The organism is Burkholderia latens, from assembly GCF_001718795.1.
GTDB classification, from domain to species: Bacteria; Pseudomonadota; Gammaproteobacteria; order Burkholderiales; family Burkholderiaceae; genus Burkholderia; species Burkholderia latens_A.
The window spans coordinates 202,742-220,816 of record NZ_CP013438.1; the positions used below are offsets into that span (position 1 = coordinate 202,742).

The 18,075-nt window shown below is 56.6% G+C and carries 11 protein-coding genes; 4 read left to right on the top strand and 7 right to left on the bottom strand.

Features of this window, described 5'->3' with window-relative positions; all coding sequences use genetic code 11:
- Positions 1-517: 517 nt before the first annotated feature.
- Positions 518-1,171 (bottom strand): glutathione S-transferase family protein, encoded by a 654-nt coding sequence (locus WK25_RS20390; protein WP_069242577.1) that lies wholly within the window; start codon positions 1,169-1,171, stop codon positions 518-520.
- 119 nt (positions 1,172-1,290) lie between these two features.
- Between WK25_RS20390 and WK25_RS20395 the strand changes: the two genes are divergently transcribed.
- Both WK25_RS20395 and WK25_RS20400 read left to right on the top strand, forming a co-directional pair.
- On the top strand, positions 1,291-2,106 hold the full coding sequence (locus WK25_RS20395) for an AraC family transcriptional regulator (RefSeq protein WP_069242578.1): 816 nt from the start codon (positions 1,291-1,293) through the stop codon (positions 2,104-2,106).
- 160 nt (positions 2,107-2,266) lie between these two features.
- On the top strand, positions 2,267-3,037 hold the full coding sequence (locus WK25_RS20400; protein ID WP_156789070.1) for a hypothetical protein: 771 nt from the start codon (positions 2,267-2,269) through the stop codon (positions 3,035-3,037).
- A 671-nt stretch (positions 3,038-3,708) separates the two neighbouring features.
- Here the strand turns inward: WK25_RS20400 and WK25_RS20405 are convergent.
- Positions 3,709-7,221, bottom strand: a complete 3,513-nt coding sequence (locus tag WK25_RS20405; RefSeq protein WP_156789071.1) for a hypothetical protein — start codon at positions 7,219-7,221, stop codon at positions 3,709-3,711.
- Between the two features lie 260 nt (positions 7,222-7,481).
- Between WK25_RS20405 and WK25_RS20410 the strand changes: the two genes are divergently transcribed.
- The gene (locus tag WK25_RS20410) at positions 7,482-8,372 is read left to right on the top strand and encodes a hypothetical protein (protein ID WP_156789072.1); all 891 of its coding nucleotides are present in this window, start codon (positions 7,482-7,484) and stop codon (positions 8,370-8,372) included.
- Between the two features lie 303 nt (positions 8,373-8,675).
- Entirely contained in the window at positions 8,676-9,257 is a 582-nt protein-coding gene (locus WK25_RS20415; RefSeq protein WP_226209456.1) for a hypothetical protein, read from the top strand.
- 877 nt (positions 9,258-10,134) lie between these two features.
- Here the strand turns inward: WK25_RS20415 and WK25_RS20425 are convergent.
- Genes WK25_RS20425 through WK25_RS20435 form a run of 5 tightly spaced genes read right to left on the bottom strand, consistent with a single transcriptional unit; the run spans position 10,135 to position 17,863 of the window.
- Entirely contained in the window at positions 10,135-12,393 is a 2,259-nt protein-coding gene (locus WK25_RS20425; protein ID WP_156789073.1) for a DDE-type integrase/transposase/recombinase, read from the bottom strand.
- 34 nt (positions 12,394-12,427) lie between these two features.
- Positions 12,428-13,429, bottom strand: coding sequence for a hypothetical protein (locus tag WK25_RS31370; protein ID WP_156789074.1), 1,002 nt, complete (start codon positions 13,427-13,429; stop codon positions 12,428-12,430).
- Positions 13,405-15,027, bottom strand: a complete 1,623-nt coding sequence (locus tag WK25_RS30670) for a TniQ family protein (protein ID WP_083253057.1) — start codon at positions 15,025-15,027, stop codon at positions 13,405-13,407. The genes WK25_RS31370 and WK25_RS30670 overlap by 25 nt, the downstream gene beginning before the upstream one ends.
- Before the next feature lie 9 nt (positions 15,028-15,036).
- Complete coding sequence (locus tag WK25_RS31375) at positions 15,037-16,509, bottom strand: TniQ family protein (RefSeq protein ID WP_156789075.1); 1,473 nt, start codon at positions 16,507-16,509, stop codon at positions 15,037-15,039.
- The gene (locus tag WK25_RS20435; protein ID WP_156789076.1) at positions 16,502-17,863 is read right to left on the bottom strand and encodes a hypothetical protein; all 1,362 of its coding nucleotides are present in this window, start codon (positions 17,861-17,863) and stop codon (positions 16,502-16,504) included. The genes WK25_RS31375 and WK25_RS20435 overlap by 8 nt, the downstream gene beginning before the upstream one ends.
- Between the last annotated feature and the right edge of the window lie 212 nt (positions 17,864-18,075).

The window sequence follows — 18,075 nt, forward strand, 5'->3', positions numbered from 1 at the left end:
CCGATTCTATTTGACCAATGAGCGAGCCGACAGGCAGGTCGCGTTGAAGGGCGAAGGTTTTCGCCGGGAGAGTCGTATTATTCGTGACGGTTTTGCACGTGAAGGCCAAGGCGCCCTTTGACGAAATAAATATTAGGGATGCGGCCACATGAGCACACCTGATGCGCATATCGTACTCCTTTCATCATTGTCGAACAGTATATGGAAACACATTCGGCCATTCTTGAAGATAGGAATAGGCCTATTTTTCAATTGATGTGGCGCACATGTTCTTTCGCGTCAGTCGATTCGCGGAGGTGGTCTCGCCAATTCGGACAGCGAGATAACCGGAACGTTGGCACCTGCATGCGTCGTTGGTGAAACGGATTCGAGCGAAGCCGCGTCGGTGGTGCGATTCGCCTTCTGACCGAAACCGGTGCTGTGCACCGTGCCCGACGTTATGTGATTACGATGAGTTTGCCGGTCGGCTACCGATTCAAGCCGACGGCGCGGCGGCGGGCAGGCGCCCGCCACCGACCTACTTCGCTGCTGCCGCTTTGGCTTTGTCCTGCTCGGCGGCGAGGGCCGCGTCTGCCGCCTGCGCGCGCTGAATCGCCGGGCGCGCGAGCACGCGATCGATATATGCGCGAATGACCGGCGTTTCGGGAATGAGTTTGAACATCGTGGTCCAGTTCAGCGCCGAGCCCCACAGCACATCGGCCGCCGTAAAGCGCTCCCCGAGCAGATACGGACCCTTTGCGAGTTGCGCGTCGATCGTGCGGATGACGGCGTCGAAGTCGCCGTACGGAGACGTCGAGTACGCGGCAGGTGGGCGATTCATCGAACGGTCGATGACGGCCGGCTCGAGGCAGGAACCGTAAAACGTCATCCAGCTCAGGTACGGTCCGCGCAGCGAATCGCCCGCCGCCGGCGACAGGCCCGCTTCCGGATACAGCTCCGCCGCGTACATGTAGACAGCCGCCTGTTCGGTGACGATCACGTCGCCGTGGCGCAGCGCCGGCACCTTGCCCATCGGATTGATCGCGAGGTAGTCGGTTTCGTGGTGTTTGCCGGTGGACAGATCGAACGCATGCACCGCGTAGTCGGCGTGCAGTTCCTCGAGCAGCATCCGTGCGCCGGCCGAGCGGCTTCGCGGGGAGTGGTACAGGGTCAGGTGACGGTCTTGCGGCATCGCGGGCTCCGGGGACGTTCGGGACAGGGTTTCCACTATAGGAGACACACGTGCCGTCGTCTTGGAAAAACCCGCTGCGGCGGTGCATCATCTCCCCGTCGCCTCATCGGTTCGTCACCATGGCCGCCTTGCGTAACGTGACCGACACGCCGAAAGGCGTCGTCGGCCCGAAAGCCTTCAATCAGCGCTTCCGCCTGAATCGTTACTACCCGCGCGCCGAGCTGGCCTGCGTGCTCGATCACCACTGGATCGTCGAATGGGACCTGCGCGACCAGCCGCCGTACGTGCAGCGCACGCTGCCGTATCCGTGCGTGAACCTGGTGTTCGATCGCCGGCAGACCGGCATTTTCGGTGTGGTGTCCGGCGCATTCGAGACGACGCTGACGGGCGCTGGACGGGTGATCGGGTTGCGGTTTCGGCCGGGCGCGTTTCGGGCGTTCTTCGGCAAGCCCGTGCACCTGATGACGGACAAGGTGTTGCCGGTGTCGACGCTGTTCGACTGTAGCGAGGCCGAAGCCGAAGACGCGGTGCTCGGTGCGGACGATGACGCCGGGATGGTGGCCGCCGCGGAGACGCTGCTGATGCGCGTGTTGCCGCCGCCCGATCCGCAGGTCGAGCGCATTCACGCGATCCTGCAGGTGTTGCAGCAGGATCTTCGGCTTACGCAGGTGCGTGATCTGGCCGAGCGCGCTGGAATGAGCGAGCGCACGCTGCAGCAGCTTTTTTCGAACCATGTGGGTGTGACGCCGAAGTGGGTGATCTGTCGATACCGGCTGCATGAAGCCGCGGACAAGCTCGCAGGCGGCGAGCCGGTCGATCTCGCCGGGCTGGCTCAATCGTTGGGCTACTTCGATCAGGCACATTTCACGCGGGATTTTCGGAAGCTGGTGGGAAAGGCGCCGGCCGAGTATCGCCGGGACGATCGGCAGGTGTGACGGGAAGTCCTGTCGGGCGACGGGGCGCCGTAGACGAATTTTGCACAGCGGATGCGTTGCCGATGATTCCACCCTATAGTGCTCGTCGTTGACCGATCTGCAAGAGAATCAGGAGCTTATTGTGTTGCACCGGAAATCCAGGCTGCCCCGCTCGACGTTCATGCGTGCCGTTGCCGTCGCCGTGATGCTGGCGCCATTCGCCGCGCAGGGGCAGGGCGCTGTCGGCGGCACGATGCGCGTCGCGTCCGCCGTCAGCCGCGACACGTCGCCCGCGCAGCCGATCGTCGGCGACGATCCGGTTGCGATTCGCGATGCGCTCACGAAGCAACACACCAGCACCGGCACGCCTTCATTGAGTGCCCGTATTCGTGGTCTGGTTCCCGGCGCTGCCGTCCGGCATGGTCCGAACCCCGAACTTGCAGCCGTCGATCTGGATCGCGACGTGACGTTCGTGGTGCCGTTGCGTTACGGCGTGCGGTACCAGGCGAAGCGGCGGCTGTTGACGATCGATGTCGATCTGTTCGATGCGGAGCGTGACGACCGGACGGGCATCCTGCTCAGAAAGGTGACGACGGGGCGTCGAGGACGAGGGCTCGTGATTGCGCCGGAAGCGAAGGCGAAGGGATATATCCAGCAGGTCGATATCATCGAGCTCGAGTCGGGCCACGGGAAAAAGACGACCGTTCGGAGCAACGTGCGGGTTGCGCCGGCTGTGTATGCGCAAACGCATGGCGACTTCGCGCTCGTTTTTTCCGGGCGGCTGGTGCGGCCTTACCTCACTGAAGAAACGGAGCATGTCGAACCGAGCATCGACGAGCCGACGGACATTACGACTCGGGTCTCCACGCTGCATATGGATATCGACGCCATTTCGCTCGTGAGTCCGTCGAGCGGTGTCGTGTTGTCGAGAAAGGTGCGGTTGTCGAAGTAGGGGCGGGCCGCGCTCAAAGTGCTCCGTCCGGCGGTGCGCCGGACCGGTTCTCGCGAGGCGGCCGCCTCCCGCAGCGTCATCGGGCGTCAGGCGAAACGTTGCGCATTGCTTGAAGGGGGGCTGTTCGAAGTTGGCAAAGTGTTCGCGAAAAATGAAAGCGTCCCGGAGGACGATTCTCGCCGAGGTCAAGTCCTTGGCAGGCGTGGCTTCGCGCCTGAAGCAACCGCGAAATTTGGTCCGGGTTGACCCCTAACGCTGCAAAAATTCGTACCGCGGTGCTCCAAAAAAATGAAAGCGTCCCTCGGGACGCTTCTTCTACAGCGGAACCCTTGCCGGACGGGGATGTGCGCTACGTGAGGGAAAAATGTTCAGCCTGATTGCCCCGCACGAGCCTCAATTTCGCTAGAAATTGATGTCGAGTTCTTGCTCGTCGTTTGCGAAAATCGCCTGCTCAATGCGTACGTTTTGGCTCGGTGTCGGAGCCACGGCCGGCGCGCCGCGGACAACGCCCACTAGAGCCAGCGTGTCAGCCGTGCAGGATTCTTCGACGGCACGAGAGCGAGCGGCTGCGGAATTCGCGTTGCGCAGCCTTGTTGCATCTCGCCGCGTTGTTCCAAGCGTTGAATTTTTTGACGTATCACGTGTGTATCATACTGACCGCCTCGTCCAGGCTAAGCGTTCGCATCTACGGCGTAGAGCAGTCGAACTGCTTCATTGTGTCCAACATCGACTCGCCGCGAAAATTTCAGATGCAGGTCGACAAGCCTGTTGTCATCGTCTCGCGCCGTATAAGTTGTCTCGACATTTGAATCGTCAGCAAACGTCTGAAAATGAAGAGCACTGAACGCCTCTTTCGCAAGAAGTATCGACTGTCCCGGGGGGAGGTTGGCGCTGTAGACTTCCACTTCATTGAAGTTGCAGACGTATCTCCGCCCCTTATCGCTTGCTTGCCATACGCGTAGGTCGTCTGGTTTGTGGTAGCCGAGTCGAACGTCAGCGTGCTGCCATTGCCAAGCCCAGTTCGGCTTCGTCGGATTCTCCAGAAGAAGAATAGGGTGCAGGCCTTGAGCCATCATTCGCTCCGACTCTGACCGCAGCGTTGACCAGTAAGAGTCCGCGTCAGGGACTGCGTGGTCCCTCGTTTCGCAGCCACGTAGTGTGTCAGACAGCACAAGAGCCCCTACACGGTCTCGCATTGTTTCGTCCCAATACTCGGCTTCGTTTATCGCCCTTTGGTCCATTTCGTTTCGGGTTAATTCTCCCTTTTTTACCTTGAGCATATTGAGGGTGAAATCTTGCAGTGTGTCGTTTGTAGGGAGAACATTTGCAAATAGCTGAAGAGGAAAAGCCCCTAAGGACGAATCGAACGCAGTACGTGAGGCGAAACGCGAAATTTCTGCGAGCCTTTGTTCGTCTACAGGCTCGTTACGAAGTGCCTCGCTTCTCTTCTCCTCCAGGGAGGCCGCTATCGACTCAAGGCTGACCTTTAGGTTCGTGCGCGCAGTGGGCGCGTCAACGGTATTCCCAGTCAGCGTAAGGAGGCGCTCAAGTACCTGCGGATATAACTCGGCAGGGTCATTTAGCCTGTCGAGCCATGCTTTCAGGCAACTACGAACGAGCTCGATGCTTGCGTATTGCCCAATCATCCACACGTCCAATTGCCGGTGCAACGCAGGCCCTGGCGTCCACTGCCTTGTCGAACGACCCGCCATTAAAATTAGCACTTGCTCCTGCAGTGACTCAAGGCCATCGACGCCAGTTGACGAGTAGGAGCGGGAGCTAATCATATTCTCCTGTTGAGCATCTTTCACTCTTTCCACGAACAGGCTGAGACGCCCGACGTATCTCCCTCGATAACGACCATCTGACGCAAACTGACGAACCATTGCCGCAAAGTAGTCAGGAGCCGCCATGTCGTGCAACGACTCCGAGGCTATTGCGCCAGCCCGCCATTGTTTCCCGGTGAGCATTCCGGTGGCGATTTCCATGGCTAACGAATCGTCAAGACCGCTAGCAGTTTGTCGACACGCGAAAGATAGGAGCAGCTCGAGGGTCACGAGCCGGATGTCCGTCCAAAGGTTGAGTAGCGAAGCGAGAAGTACCCCACGCTGTACATCTGTGCGACGCTCCCCCATAAATTGTTCATCATCCTCCGTGAGGCCAAGAGCGGCTTCCACAAGAGTCCAGTCGTCTGTAAGAAGGTCCACTGTGACGAAGTCCGTTTTGTCATACAGAGACATCGCTTGATGGTCATAAAGCCGGTCCCCCCACCATTTGCTCAGTGAGTCTGCAAACCATTCCGCAGCAGTTTTATCGCCGCGGGCAACGGCCGCAATCAGCAACTTCGCTGTGCCCTGAACATGCGTTGCTTGCATACGTGCTATCGAGGCTGCTGCTCGCCATTCGAATGCGTCGGATGCGTCAGGAATTTCCGCAATGTGCGTTCTTGCATTCTCCCAGCCGCTGATGAAAGTACCCACGACGTCTTCGTAGAGGCGAAACAATGGCGGGGCAAGCGTTGAGCTGCGATTAGCACCATGCTCCTGCACTCCTTGCTCCTCAATGCGGCGTGCCCACCAACCGCCGAGTTGGTACATCAAGAGCATCGGAAGGTCCAGAATAGCTTCTCGGATTTCCACGGGAGAATCTTGCAGCTCCTTGCCACCGAGGTGCTGAGCGACATGGCAAAGGCGGCGAATCGGGCTGCTGTCGATGGTCATCGACTCTATTGCAGCCGTAAATACGGAGCGGTACGCGTCGTTCCACAATACGTGCATACGCGTGTCAAAGAATTCGTCGAAGTCGGGCAGTAATGCCCAGCTTCCCGCTGACCCGTCTTCGTTCACTACCTGGGATACGCCCAGCAGAAGCTCATGCAGGCCGACAAGGGCGTTATAGGCGCGCTCAAAGTCCTTGGCATCAGGTTTTTGAGCAGCGGTACGCGCATCCAATTCGAACTCGTCGATAATCGACTTAACTCTGACCCTGTACCTTTCGCGTCTTAACGGAGCGAAGGAAAACGCACAACGTAACAGCCACCGTTGCAGGGTGGTAAGGTTTGGACCAGCTTCTATCTGCGCTAGATGGACGGCCTCGTGATACTCCGTCCCCGGCGTAATGGGTATCGACAACATTGGCCATACTGGTCGACGGTGCCCATGTTGCTCGGGGGGGCGCGGCCATTTGGAAGCAGAATTTGCCCACGCCGCGATAACCAGCGCCAGTGGCCATAGGCGGACGTTGACAAGGCGCGACGGCACTCTGAGGTTTAACGTGCCTTGTGGTGCCCCCCGACCAAAACCATACCGAGTCAGGAGAACCTTCGGCCCATCCATGTTTTTATCGTCCAGATAGTCTGGGGCTGGAATCCATCCTTTGGAGTGTGACTGCGCGAATACTTGAAACGGATAGAGCCGATTAACATCGTGAGGCAGCGCGACGCTAGCTACGTATCTTCTGACGACGTCCAGCTGTACGTCTGGCCGGAGGAACTCCACCGTCCTGTATAAGAAGTTCGCGGTGAGTGCTGCGTTGACCACGAACCATAGTGCGTCCAAGGCCCCCCACTGAAGTAATACCGACGCACCGAAGTAAGGCATGGCGGCGTATTGAACCCCCATGACAACGACCAGGACGAGCGAGGAAAGGCCGGCGGCAAGAGCGCCCGAATTCAGCATGTATAGGTGCATCACGCTGTCCGACGCAGGTCTGCGTTGCAAAAACACGGCCACGAAGGCGATGACAATCGGGTATGCGAGCGCGGCAATCGTGGCTTGAACGGACCATAGGGTTGAGAAGTAGCTCAGTTGCTCCGACGCAGCCCATTTTGCCCAGCCGCCCGGAATCCAATCCTCAGGGAGCTCATGAGCGACCAGTAGGCCTGCACAGAAAGCGATAGGTAAAGATAGGCAGAACCATGCGGGATGCTCCCCGGCGTGCATCAATAGTCGAGTCCACCGGGATTGAGCGAGATTCCTGAGATACTGGTTGGTCAACCGCCAGTCTGCAACGTCGCGACGAACGATGCGTCGAATCGACCATGGCACCACGCAAAGCTTTCGGACGATGGAAAAGTGGAACGAGGCGGAGTCGACCACGAATCGGCAAGTCTCCGTTATTCGCGCTTTGACGTCCGTCTTGACCGTCCGCGCTATCGCAAGTGCTTTGTCGAATGTCTCGCTCACTGCACGCTCCTTCGTTTTTTTGCAGCTCGTGTTCGGTCTCCCACGACACCCCGTAGCTGTAGGTTTTCTGCGCTGTCTATGCCCTGAAGCGGCCGGGTGATGCAATGGTATTCTAGTCGCTACCGGTGTGACTCGGTCGTCGGCTTAACTGCAATCAGCACTTGTAACCTGCTGACTTGTTGAGGCGTCACTTTCACGTCACGCGATGAGCAATAGGCACGAGGTCGGCTATGGCCTCGTTATTGAAAGTAAGGACCGACATGAGTCTCAGTTACAGTGCGCGCATTATTGCGGATGCTCGAATCACATACGTGAGCGGTGCAAAAGCCTTGGGCTCGAGTCTGCTTCGAATGAACGTTGAGTTTCAGCAACCAGCTTGGGAAGCAGGAACCGGTCAGGCCTCAGCTGCAATACATTCCGCCGTGTTGAGTTTGCGAACAGATTCCGGTGGTGGCGAGCTGGGACGTGCTTGCCCTGACAGTCCCCTGATTTTGAAGTCAGGTCCGCGCGGGACCACGGTGCATCAGACGTTCTCGATTAGTTTGAACGACGCACAGATGTTCGCTGTCGAAGAGGCACGAAAAGGGGGGAGTGTCGAACTGGTGCTGAACCTCATTGCCGGCGGGCATGGTGAGTACGGCCATCAGGTTATCAACGACAACATTTCTTACAGAGTTCCGCTAAGCGAGTGGGCTCGCCTACTGCGCGAACTCGGTCACGGCGACATCATTGTGCTGGGCGTGCAGCTTCCGAACGGGCCGAATGGTGCTCGTCTGCGTTCGGCGATTGAGTTGCTGCACACAGCCAATCGTTACCTCGTGAACGGGGAATATGACATTGTTGTTGCGCGCTGCCGGCAAGCTGTAGAGAGTGTTCAAGCGGCCTTTGACGACAGCGAGCCTACAAAGGAAGCAATGACGCTGTACCGGAGAGACAAGTCGAGTCGAGAGGGCATGTCTTCGCTTCAACGTGAGCACGTGATTCTTGAAACGGTCCGGCATTATGCAAACCTCGCGCATCATGTCGATAACCGAGGGAATACCGAGTGCTATGGGCGCGCAGACGCCACATTTCTACTCACGCTGGCTGCGGCGGCCGTCACTAGGGCCTGCGCCAGGGCTCGTATTGAGAGTCCTGATGCAAGCGAGTAAGCCTTGCGCTATCAGTTGCAGCGCGCAGCCCATCTGGAAAAGTCGGGTTGACGTGGGATTGTCAGAATATTTGTCTATAGAACGCGCCCATCGCCGCCGTTACGTCCGGAGACTCGGCGTGCAGCGCTACGGACAGCAAGACTCGGAAAGTCGCAAGCATGCGCCTTGGGGCAAGGGAGATGGATGGACCCGTACGAAAACATAGTTATTGGTAACTTTCTCTATAGCTTAGGGCTCTGTATTGGACAGCTGAGCGTAGAGGATGTGCGCCCGATGTGCGTCAACTTGCTCCAGCAGTCCCCGATGGACCATGCCCTTGGCGACCTGATGGTTGCAAATGCCGGCGTAACACGGCTGATTGAATTCAAACGTGAGAGGAATCCATCGGAAAAGGAAGAGACAAAGCGGATGCTGCTATCGCGGGCATTGACCGGAAAGCCACATCTACGGCCGATTTCACGAGAGATTCATTGGTACATCGAGACATCGGAGAGCGCGATGAATCTGGTTTCGAGAGTCGTGCCGTACCTCGATTTCGCCGACCCGCAAGCACCGACGACGAGCATCGAGCGATTCACCGATTCGATGGCCGCTGACGCCGTCGCGAACGAGATTGATGCAGAGACACGAGCGGCATACGAGCAGTACGTGAATTTGGTTGCTGTCTCCCACGGAGGGTTGCAGGGAGCATCGGGTGGACTAATCGTCAACTATAGTGAGAAGGATGGTCTTCGCTATGCGTTGGTGGCTGATATTCGGGACCTACTTTTAGACCATCGTCTGGTCCGAGAAGCCTACTTCGAGCGAATGAGGCAACAGGCAATGGAGTTGAGTCGAGAACAGGCCGTGAGGGAAAGGAGACTGTCGCGAGGAAGGGGAAGATAACTACCATGGAGCAACGCTCTAATTCTGAAGGTCTCAAATACTCCTATGATGTCCTTGGGACACTGCTCGAGGCGGCTGTCCGAGACCAGAAGCTTACAAGCGACGCAATTGCGTCGATGAATCGCACATCAAGCAAGTTTTCTGAGCAATGCCGTCATTTGCCTGTGGTTGTCGCTTCTGCCGTCAACAACGAACTCCGGGAAGCGATAGATGCTGCAGCCGATACACTGACCCAACGAGTTAGGAATGCGAACCTAGAGGCTGACCGGGCGGCGGATGCTCTTGGACGCGCGACGAAGCGAGCGACCCTCTTCGTATTTGTCCCGGCGGCGTTAGTTACTGCATTGGCTATGGTCATCTGGTACGGGGTCACCGCATATTTCGTACACCAACTGGAGCAGGAGAAGACGAACCTCCAACAGAAAGTGAACTACCTTTACAGCCAGGGCGGACAGCTAGACGTGCGCAGTTGCCCACTCTCCGATGGCAGGACCGCTCCGTGCATACGAGTGGAATCAAAAGGGCAGAACGGATACCACGTTCCCGTTTGGGTGAGATAGAGCATCTTGCGGGGTTCTCATCCTACACATTCGTATGGACGAACTATGCTTCAACGCAAATAGGTAGTCGTGGCGACTCGGTTCCGTGTGTTTGACCCTCATCGTGTCGCGCACGTTCTGCATCCAAAGAGCACGAGGTCTACCCCAAATCCCTAATGATTCTTTCTTTCTGAACAAGAGCCACGCCTGTACGACGAGGTCCACTTTGCAGCCCGCGACGCGGGAGCGGGCGCGACTGTAAGTTCAAATATTGTTCGGGTTACGCAACGCGAGACAAAAATGCTTGACCCAGTCGCACCCGGCGAGCGGTGAATTCGCTAGAAATCGATGTCGATTTCTAGCTCGTCGTCTACGAAAATCGCTCCCTCAACGCGTACGTTTGAGCTCGGTGTCGAAGCTGCTGCCAGCGCGCCGCGAACGACACCCAACAGAGCCCGCGTGTCAGCCGTGCCGGATTCTTCGACGGCAGCTTTACGAACGTTTCGATTGTTGACGGTGCGCTTCACGCCCTCAGCTGCCTCCATTTGTTTCTGCATGGATTGTGAGACTCGGTCGTGTTTGACCGCTTGTTCTGCTGTTGGATGTTTACGATGCTTGTCCCGTTCCTTGGCAAGGTCTGACACGCCCCGCATTGAGATGTAGTCACATATGTCAGGGTAGGTGAGACCGTACCTTTTCTTCGTCAACGGTGTCCCTTGAAGTTCTACCAAATGACCGTCGTCGTCCCAGAGCGCATGCAAATCGGAGGTGAACAGTTCGAAGCCATTGATGGTCAGGGTACGCCCATTGTTATAGGCTTCGAATGCAATGGCGCTCTTACGAAGCTCATCTGAGGTAAAGCTCATGTTCCCGAAGGTGACGATTCCGCCCGGCGCTTCACGCCCATAGAATGGTTTGGCAAGTCGACGTATCACTTCCTCTTCCGTCATATCCCAGGCCGCGTCGCCGTCACGCATTGCCTGGTTAAAAAGAAACATTTGCTTTGGAACGGGAGGCACATTGCCTTCCAGCATGAGGTCGGTCCGTAGCCTTGTCACATCCGCAGTCAAGTTGTGTTTGCTTATGGCAGTGAGAAGCGCCTTCATGAACTCCGCCAACGTGAGGATAGCAGTGCCCGGCGCTCGCCTCAGTCTCGTCCGATTCCGTTTCCTCGCAGCATCCTTATCAGGCCCCTTTCCCTTTACCGGCTCACCGTACGTCGAGCCGGAGATTCTGGCGACTTCCTCCTGGAAAAAATCCATCGCCTGCTCGACATCGCCCTTCGATTGCGGGCTGCCAGGCGCGGCCATCAATTGCCGCATCCTCATTCCAGTGACCACGGCGTTTCGCACCTTCTCCGAGATTCCAGGTCCTCGGTCCACGAATATCGCACTCGGACATCCATACACCATGCCATCTAGATGCGATACTTGCCACCTCGCCAGTTCGGACTCTTTGTCCGTACAGGCACTGAAGACGCAGGCCAGGTACGCGTCGGCATTCTCCATGCGATACGTCACATACCACCCAATTATCGCCCTACTGGAACGGTCAATTGCTAACAGAACAGTGGGCTTCAAGACTCCATCGATTTCAATCCTCGAATCGCCGTACCGCAAGAAGCAATCTGCGACAGTGCCATCGATATCGACCACGTTGAAGTCGCCATTCGCAATTTGTGCGGAGTAGCCCTTCCCACGTGCGGAGTCTTTGAGTACAGCCAGGCGAGCGCGTTCCTCTTTTAGGATTGGCGTTGCTATACGTACGGCGTTCGCCTCCGGCGGTAGGTTCCTTGGGTCGACGGGAGAGCTCTGTATACTGCCATCGGCTGCACGGTTGTAGCCTCGTAATCCGCCATAAAAGCGTCGAACGAGTGCGGTAGCTGTGGCGCCGGGGTCGTGAGCATTGGCGCGGATGAATTTCGTTAGGCTCGCTCGCAGTCTTTCTGGAAACATCTTCCGCCGGAGTTTGCTTGAGCGGTCGAGCGTCTGCGCGTAGGTCTTCCGTCCAGACTCGATAAGTGTTCCGTCAGCGTGCTTCGCTCCGTGCCGTGAAACTCCGGGCGCCCCCTTTTCCCAATTGTGGTCTGCCAAGGCAAACTCGTGCTCTCCATAGAACAGGTGACGCTCATAGTATTTACGGACAGTCTTCGCATCTAGTCCGAAAATCTTGACCGCGTCTGATATTGCATCTGCATACATTTTGGGCCGCATGAATGTCTCGTCGCCGTAGACGCGGGTGATGTAGTCGACGACCTTCCTTTTTTCAGCCAGCGACTTTTTGACTGCCTCATCGGGTGAGAGCATCGTCATCGCTGCTGGCAGGCCTCGTTCGGCGATTCGCTTGATTAGCTCGCGATTCACCAGACTGCGAACCTCGCTTACGGGTCTCTTTGACCGATACTTCTTGTTGCTAGGGTTGGGGTTAAGTTTTACGATTTCGTTTGTAGTAGACCCGATTTCGACGAGATACACGTACTCGTAGTCTTGGCCAAGGTATCGAAAAATAAGTTGTTTGCCTCTGCCAACGACCTCTGCCAAGTTGCAGAATTTCGGAAACATCTTTGCATGATATGTATCGGAGTGCGTATTATTCATGATTAGTAACCTGCGAATTTTTCAAGAAGCCTGGCTATGGCCTGATGAAGCAAAGGGGATGGGTGCTGGCGTATAGGTGTTCAACATCCCATCTCAGATAACCAAGGAACAATGCAATCGCCAGCAATCGAAACGATTTTTTTCTGTCCCATCCGAAACGCTTTCCAACCATGCTGACGACCCGCGCAGCATCACCTCGTGCTTGTGTCGACAGGAGCGCAGTCGAGAGTTCTTGGGCGCTCGCTGCCAGAGCCGTGATTTCTTCGGCCTCCGCATACTTCATATGCTCGAACATGCGGCGGTAGCTCTGATATTCGACATCCGTCACCGTCGTCTCTGTCATGACCTCATGCGTGGAGCCCCATTCCCACTGGCCAGCCGCTTCGCGCTTGTGCCTAGCGCGGACGCTCTTCAGTTCAACTTGCGCGTCGGGCTTAGCGGAAACACCGTGATAGATTCGATGCCGGATTCCTGGAATTTGAAGCGTTAGCATAAAGTCGATAGTAGCTAGCTCTCTGCGAGGGAACGGCTCGCCAGCGTTGCAGTATGCGATGAATGATTCGCGATTCCATTGTGGATACTGTGTTCGAATCTCCACGACGAAGGGACACATCTCAAAGTAAGCTAGAAGTCGAGCCTCTAGACTCGAATGGCATGCGACCGCCCCCCCGGCTTTGAAACTGTAGTGATATCCGGCTATTCCAATCCGACTTGCGCTTGCTTTTTTCCAGCAGTCGAAGTTGTCCGCGCTAAGAATTCCGCGCGGGTCACGCTCTGGAAGAACAATTGGCCATTGAAGCACCGGAAAGCCCTTCAGGGTTCGGAGTCGAAGGCCATCACCGCCCGACGCATCGTCATCACCACCCGGCAAGTCGCTGTCGATAACCTTGGGTAAGGCGACGTGAACTGACCATGGATGCCACTCCGTCTCTCGCAGGCCGGTTGCGATGGCCTCGCCGCGCAACAGGTTCCCTTTCGCTCGGGAGAATGAGAGATGGGAGCAGTCGCCAATTAACCTTGCTGCTTTTTTAACCATGTTCTTGCTCGATAGAGGCGTTGACTCAGACGTTTTCGATTGAGTCCTTCAAAGGTCTCGCGCGCTGCCCATTTCGACTCGGGGGCGATTGTTCGCGCCAACGAGCTCACGTTGGCAATCTGGCGCAGCGACCACGTCTCGAAAGTGTCTACACATCGGGCCAGCATGGCCTCGAGTTCGGGCTGCTTCCGGCAACTCCTATATATGCTCTCATTCGCAGTACCGCTCAGCAGGAACGAGCGGGTAATGAAGCGCTCAGGATTCCGTCGTATGGATTGCTCGTAACGACACTGCACGAGTGCAGCTTCTTCTCGGCTCAATGTCTGCATATGCAGACGGTCCGGCGTAGACTGAAAACCACGCAGTCGGCTCGGCAGCACTTTGTCTAACCACTGGATGTCGAAGTTTGTTGCGAAAAAATGAAGTTTCTCGCCTTTAGGATATTTCCAGAGGCCTGTCCGCGAGAGATTTGGCTGAGTGGAAATTACCTTAAGAATTTCTTCTCGATTATGCTTTCGATAGGATTCAAGTTCGACGGCACTCAAGTTGGAAATTTGATTCAATGACTTTGTACGTCTACCTCTCCTAGCGTTCTTGTGGATACGAACGGGGACTGGTCTGGCACTTGCATCGTATGCCGAATTGTTTTCCTGACGAGACTGTATCTCGCGAAGGAAGGTCGTCCATCCTTCGAATACGCTCCAAATTGTTGCGATATTCTGGATAGGATTGGTCAACGGCCCATCGCACGTTTTCAATCCGGTGGCCCGCTTAAACGTATATGCGCTGAAGCCAAGCGCCGAACATAACTCAGGTCCGAGGCGGAATTGCAAATACTCATTTGCTCGTCGGCTGTAGTCGCTTAGTCGGGCATTGAGGTTTCGTTGCAGATGCGCCCGAACTACCGGGGCGGCGTTCTCCGCGAATATCGATGTGTCGATTCGACCCCGAAGTACGTCATCTGCCATCTTCGAAATAGCAATGGCGGCCGCTATGCTATCGCTGCTCGCTAAGGAGGCGATTTGTCTAAGCGGTTGACCGCACAGGCAACTGGGCCTGGGAAACCAGGTCCGACGTGCTCGCCGATGCCCCAACTCGCAGTGTTGACAGAAAGTCATCAGCGGTTCGGCATGCGTTGGGCAGTAAAGTATGGATGGCATGAGATGCGCACGGCGCCAGAATGTGAAACCATGCAGCTCGAGGTCGGAAGCGACGCAGCTAAGGCAGATGCCGAGTCGGCCGCGAAGAAGTAATTGATTCATTCCTATGAGGCGATGTGCCGAAGTATCTCGTCCGCTTCGGTGGTGTAGTAGCAGTCTTTTTCTGCGAGCTTGATTGAGGAACGCGCTATAGAGTGGGTATCTGGTATGGTGCATGACTATGCGCTTCCAGTCCGGCAGAAAACTCGGGAAGAGAGCGGAGATTTCTTCAATGCGAGATGGATGCAAAAATGCCGCACGGTGCGTGTGTTTCCCTAGCAGCGACATCAAGCCTCGGTGACTGTCGACATTACTCATCTCACACTGCCTCACAACGAAACCCGTGAAGTCCTCCTCTTCTTTGATACTAGCTGCAACGAGTACAGTTACCTTTTTCATCTGCTTTTTCTATGCTTGTTTTCGTCGACCATTTGTCTGGTTTTGCAGTGTTGTCTGCCGGAGACGTGCAACGCGCGCTATGTGCCACTCTTGAGAGTTGGGCGGAGCTCCGTGGTCTGCAGCCCATCGTATGCGCCGTGAGATGTACTCATCATGGGTTTGCTTGAATGCCCCTAAAACCGACGCTGGTAGCGAAGAATTCAGTGCGTATTCGCTGATGCCCAACATCTCTCGCAGTCGATAGCCGCTATGCCGAGTTGGCGGGCAGGCGAGAGAATCGAGGTTGTCCGCTGCTTTATCGACCGCATGGCAGAGTACGGTCAGTAGCGCCTCTGAACGTCGTTGCCTCAGCCGCATACGGCGGGACTTCAGCTGCGGTTTTTGGTAGTTCGACCGTTCGGGAATATCACGACGAAATTTCAGGACCCTCTCTGGCATCGGTGGGAGGGAGCCTTTGCGAGATGCCGGCCCGCACGCGGTGTCATCCCGGCTGACACTCTGCCCGTGTAGCGCCGGTTTGGGTGTGGCCTCTGATATCGTGTTTTGCTGTTCCCTCCGGAGGGGTTTTCTTTCGGGCTCCGGGCCGCGCACGCGTTGCGCGCGATGGCATTCGCAATACTCGGCGAACCAGGCGAACAAGATGCACCAGACCGTATGCAAGGCGCGGTCGTTGCGCATCAACGCGCGGAGTGCGGCCGCTACGTATTCGTGCCCCGAGACCAAAGCCTCAAGCCGGCGGTCGTCGAAACGGTTACGGAAAAACGATACGAACGTCCTGATAAATTCCGTAACCCGCACGCGGTCGTTTTCGTTTAGCCATTGAGATTGACGCAGGGTGGCAATGACGGCCGCTTTGCTGTAACGGGAGGTAGAGTTCGAATCCTCGACACACGATGTTGACCGGACTGCGAACTCGACAGTGTCTCGAAACTGGCGCCGCGAGCTGTGTAACCGGCAAAGTACGTCGAACAACGAGGCTTGTCCGGCTGTAGAGCGCATCTCGCAAAAGTGGAGCGGGCATGTGTGCACAAAAGGAGCAACGTTGCGGCGATGGACGAACGCAAATCCGTATTGGTCGAGCGCTTCTTCTGCGCATTCCGGGCACACCAGAAGCAGTCCGTCTGACGGCGCGAACATAACGGGAAGGCGAGCAAGACGAATCGGTCCGGAGCATTGCGACCATAGTCGAGCGCGCTGCATCGCGTGCTTTTCCGGTGGCAGTCCGAGGAGCCCATATTGAAGCAACGTGTGCCTTTCTTCCAACAATCTTCGGTCGCCAAAGAGATGCCCGATGTGGGTGTAGAAATTGTTCAGTCGGCTCGGCATATCATCGAGGCCTGCACCGCGGGCTAGCAGTTGCTGGCTCATCGTTCTCAGGGAGCAGTCGTTGCGAAAATCGGCGAGCCGACTTAGCAATGAATTCACTGTTTCGCCGTCCGGAAACGGCGTCACGAGCGTGAGCGAATCACGAGGTTCAAGCATATTCCACTCCCAGTCGTGCAGGCCGTTGGCGTACGTCCAATAGTTCGGAAATGTCGTTAAATGGGAGATAGTCGACGTGCTGCAGGAAGTCCTTTCGCTGCAAGAACTTGGACTTGCTGCCGTACGCCTCGATGAAACTGCGAGGGCCGCTCAAAATTCGAAGCCGAAGCTTGAACGCTTCTGCGACTACGTCGCGCGATGGGCCACCATTTATCAGCAGACAGGGCTCCCAAGCCAAACGCTCGTGAAGCGCGCGAAAGCCGTTGACCAGCCAGTCGACTCGGCCGAGACAGATTTCCCATGTCCAGAACGGCAGGTCGCACGGCATCTCAAGTACTGGAGGCAGAAGTCCGGCTGACCAAAGCCATTGATTGTGTTGATGCCAAAGACCACGCTTGCTCGCGCCCGGAACTGGGCGCGCGAGTGGTTCGAATGCCAGTGTTTGGCCGAGAAGCACGTTCTCGACCTTGCGCCCGAGTATTTCGGCGCCGTTTAGAAATGCGTCGCTGCAGGAGAACAGCACGGGGATATTGGCATAACTCTGTAGGTCACCGAGGAAAGCGAGGATGTCACGGAGTTCCCCTCTGAGGCTCTCTGCCAAGGCACCATCGACGACGAGCATTCCAACGTTTAGCAGTACAGACGCTGCAATTAGCGCGGACGAAGCATTCTTGCCACGCACTCGTTTCAGAATCGGCCCCGAGTCGGCGGGGTCTTTGAGTTCGGACACCAACCGGTCTCGAAATTGCTCGAGCAACCCTTTCAGGGTTCCGCACGTGGGCCACCGCAAGACAACGATGGGAAAATACCAGACCGCATTGATGTCACTTAACGACGGGCCCTCGACTCGAAATGGCTCGCCGAACAGATTTCGAAGTCGTTGTATGAACGTTGTGCGGCATTGATGCACACTACCGGCCAGGATATAGCTGACACCTGTAAGGGTCTCCAGGCTTTCGCGACTCGGCATCGGTCCACGTCCTTGCAACGCCTCTTTGAAGGAGTAGAAATAGCGGCGATACCGCGGGTTATGAATGTCTCGGCTACGCATGCAGTCGACGTAGGACGCTACGAGGCTAACCGTGAACCGTAACGCTTCTTCGGTCGGCAGGTATCCCTTATCGAAATCGACCAAGGCTTGTACCTTGGCCTCAGGGCTAGCCTTCCAAAGGTCCGGGTCGTTGCGCACGAGCCTGTTCCGCAACCTTTCTTTTACCGCAGTTTTGCTGGGTGCGTGGACAAACTCCGGCAATTCCGACGTTTGGTTGTAATAGGACTCGATACTGCTTGCGGATGCCACGACTAGTCCGCGGCGCACGATTGGCCGCCATGCGGATGCTCGTTCGATTTCCATGTCACCGCCCGTCAGCCGTAGTAGCGTGCGGTGGCGCGCTGCGGGTATGGGCGTGGGGCGCCGGCTGGCAACGGCAGGTGCCGCGTTGGAAGCAGGGGAGGAACGCGTGTACGTGGCCGGACGGGCGAAGGGCTGCCGCGTCGATTTGATGCGTGGTCATCGAAGTCTCACAGTTCGGTAATCAAGTGCAAGGCGCCTCCTGCCGACGAATA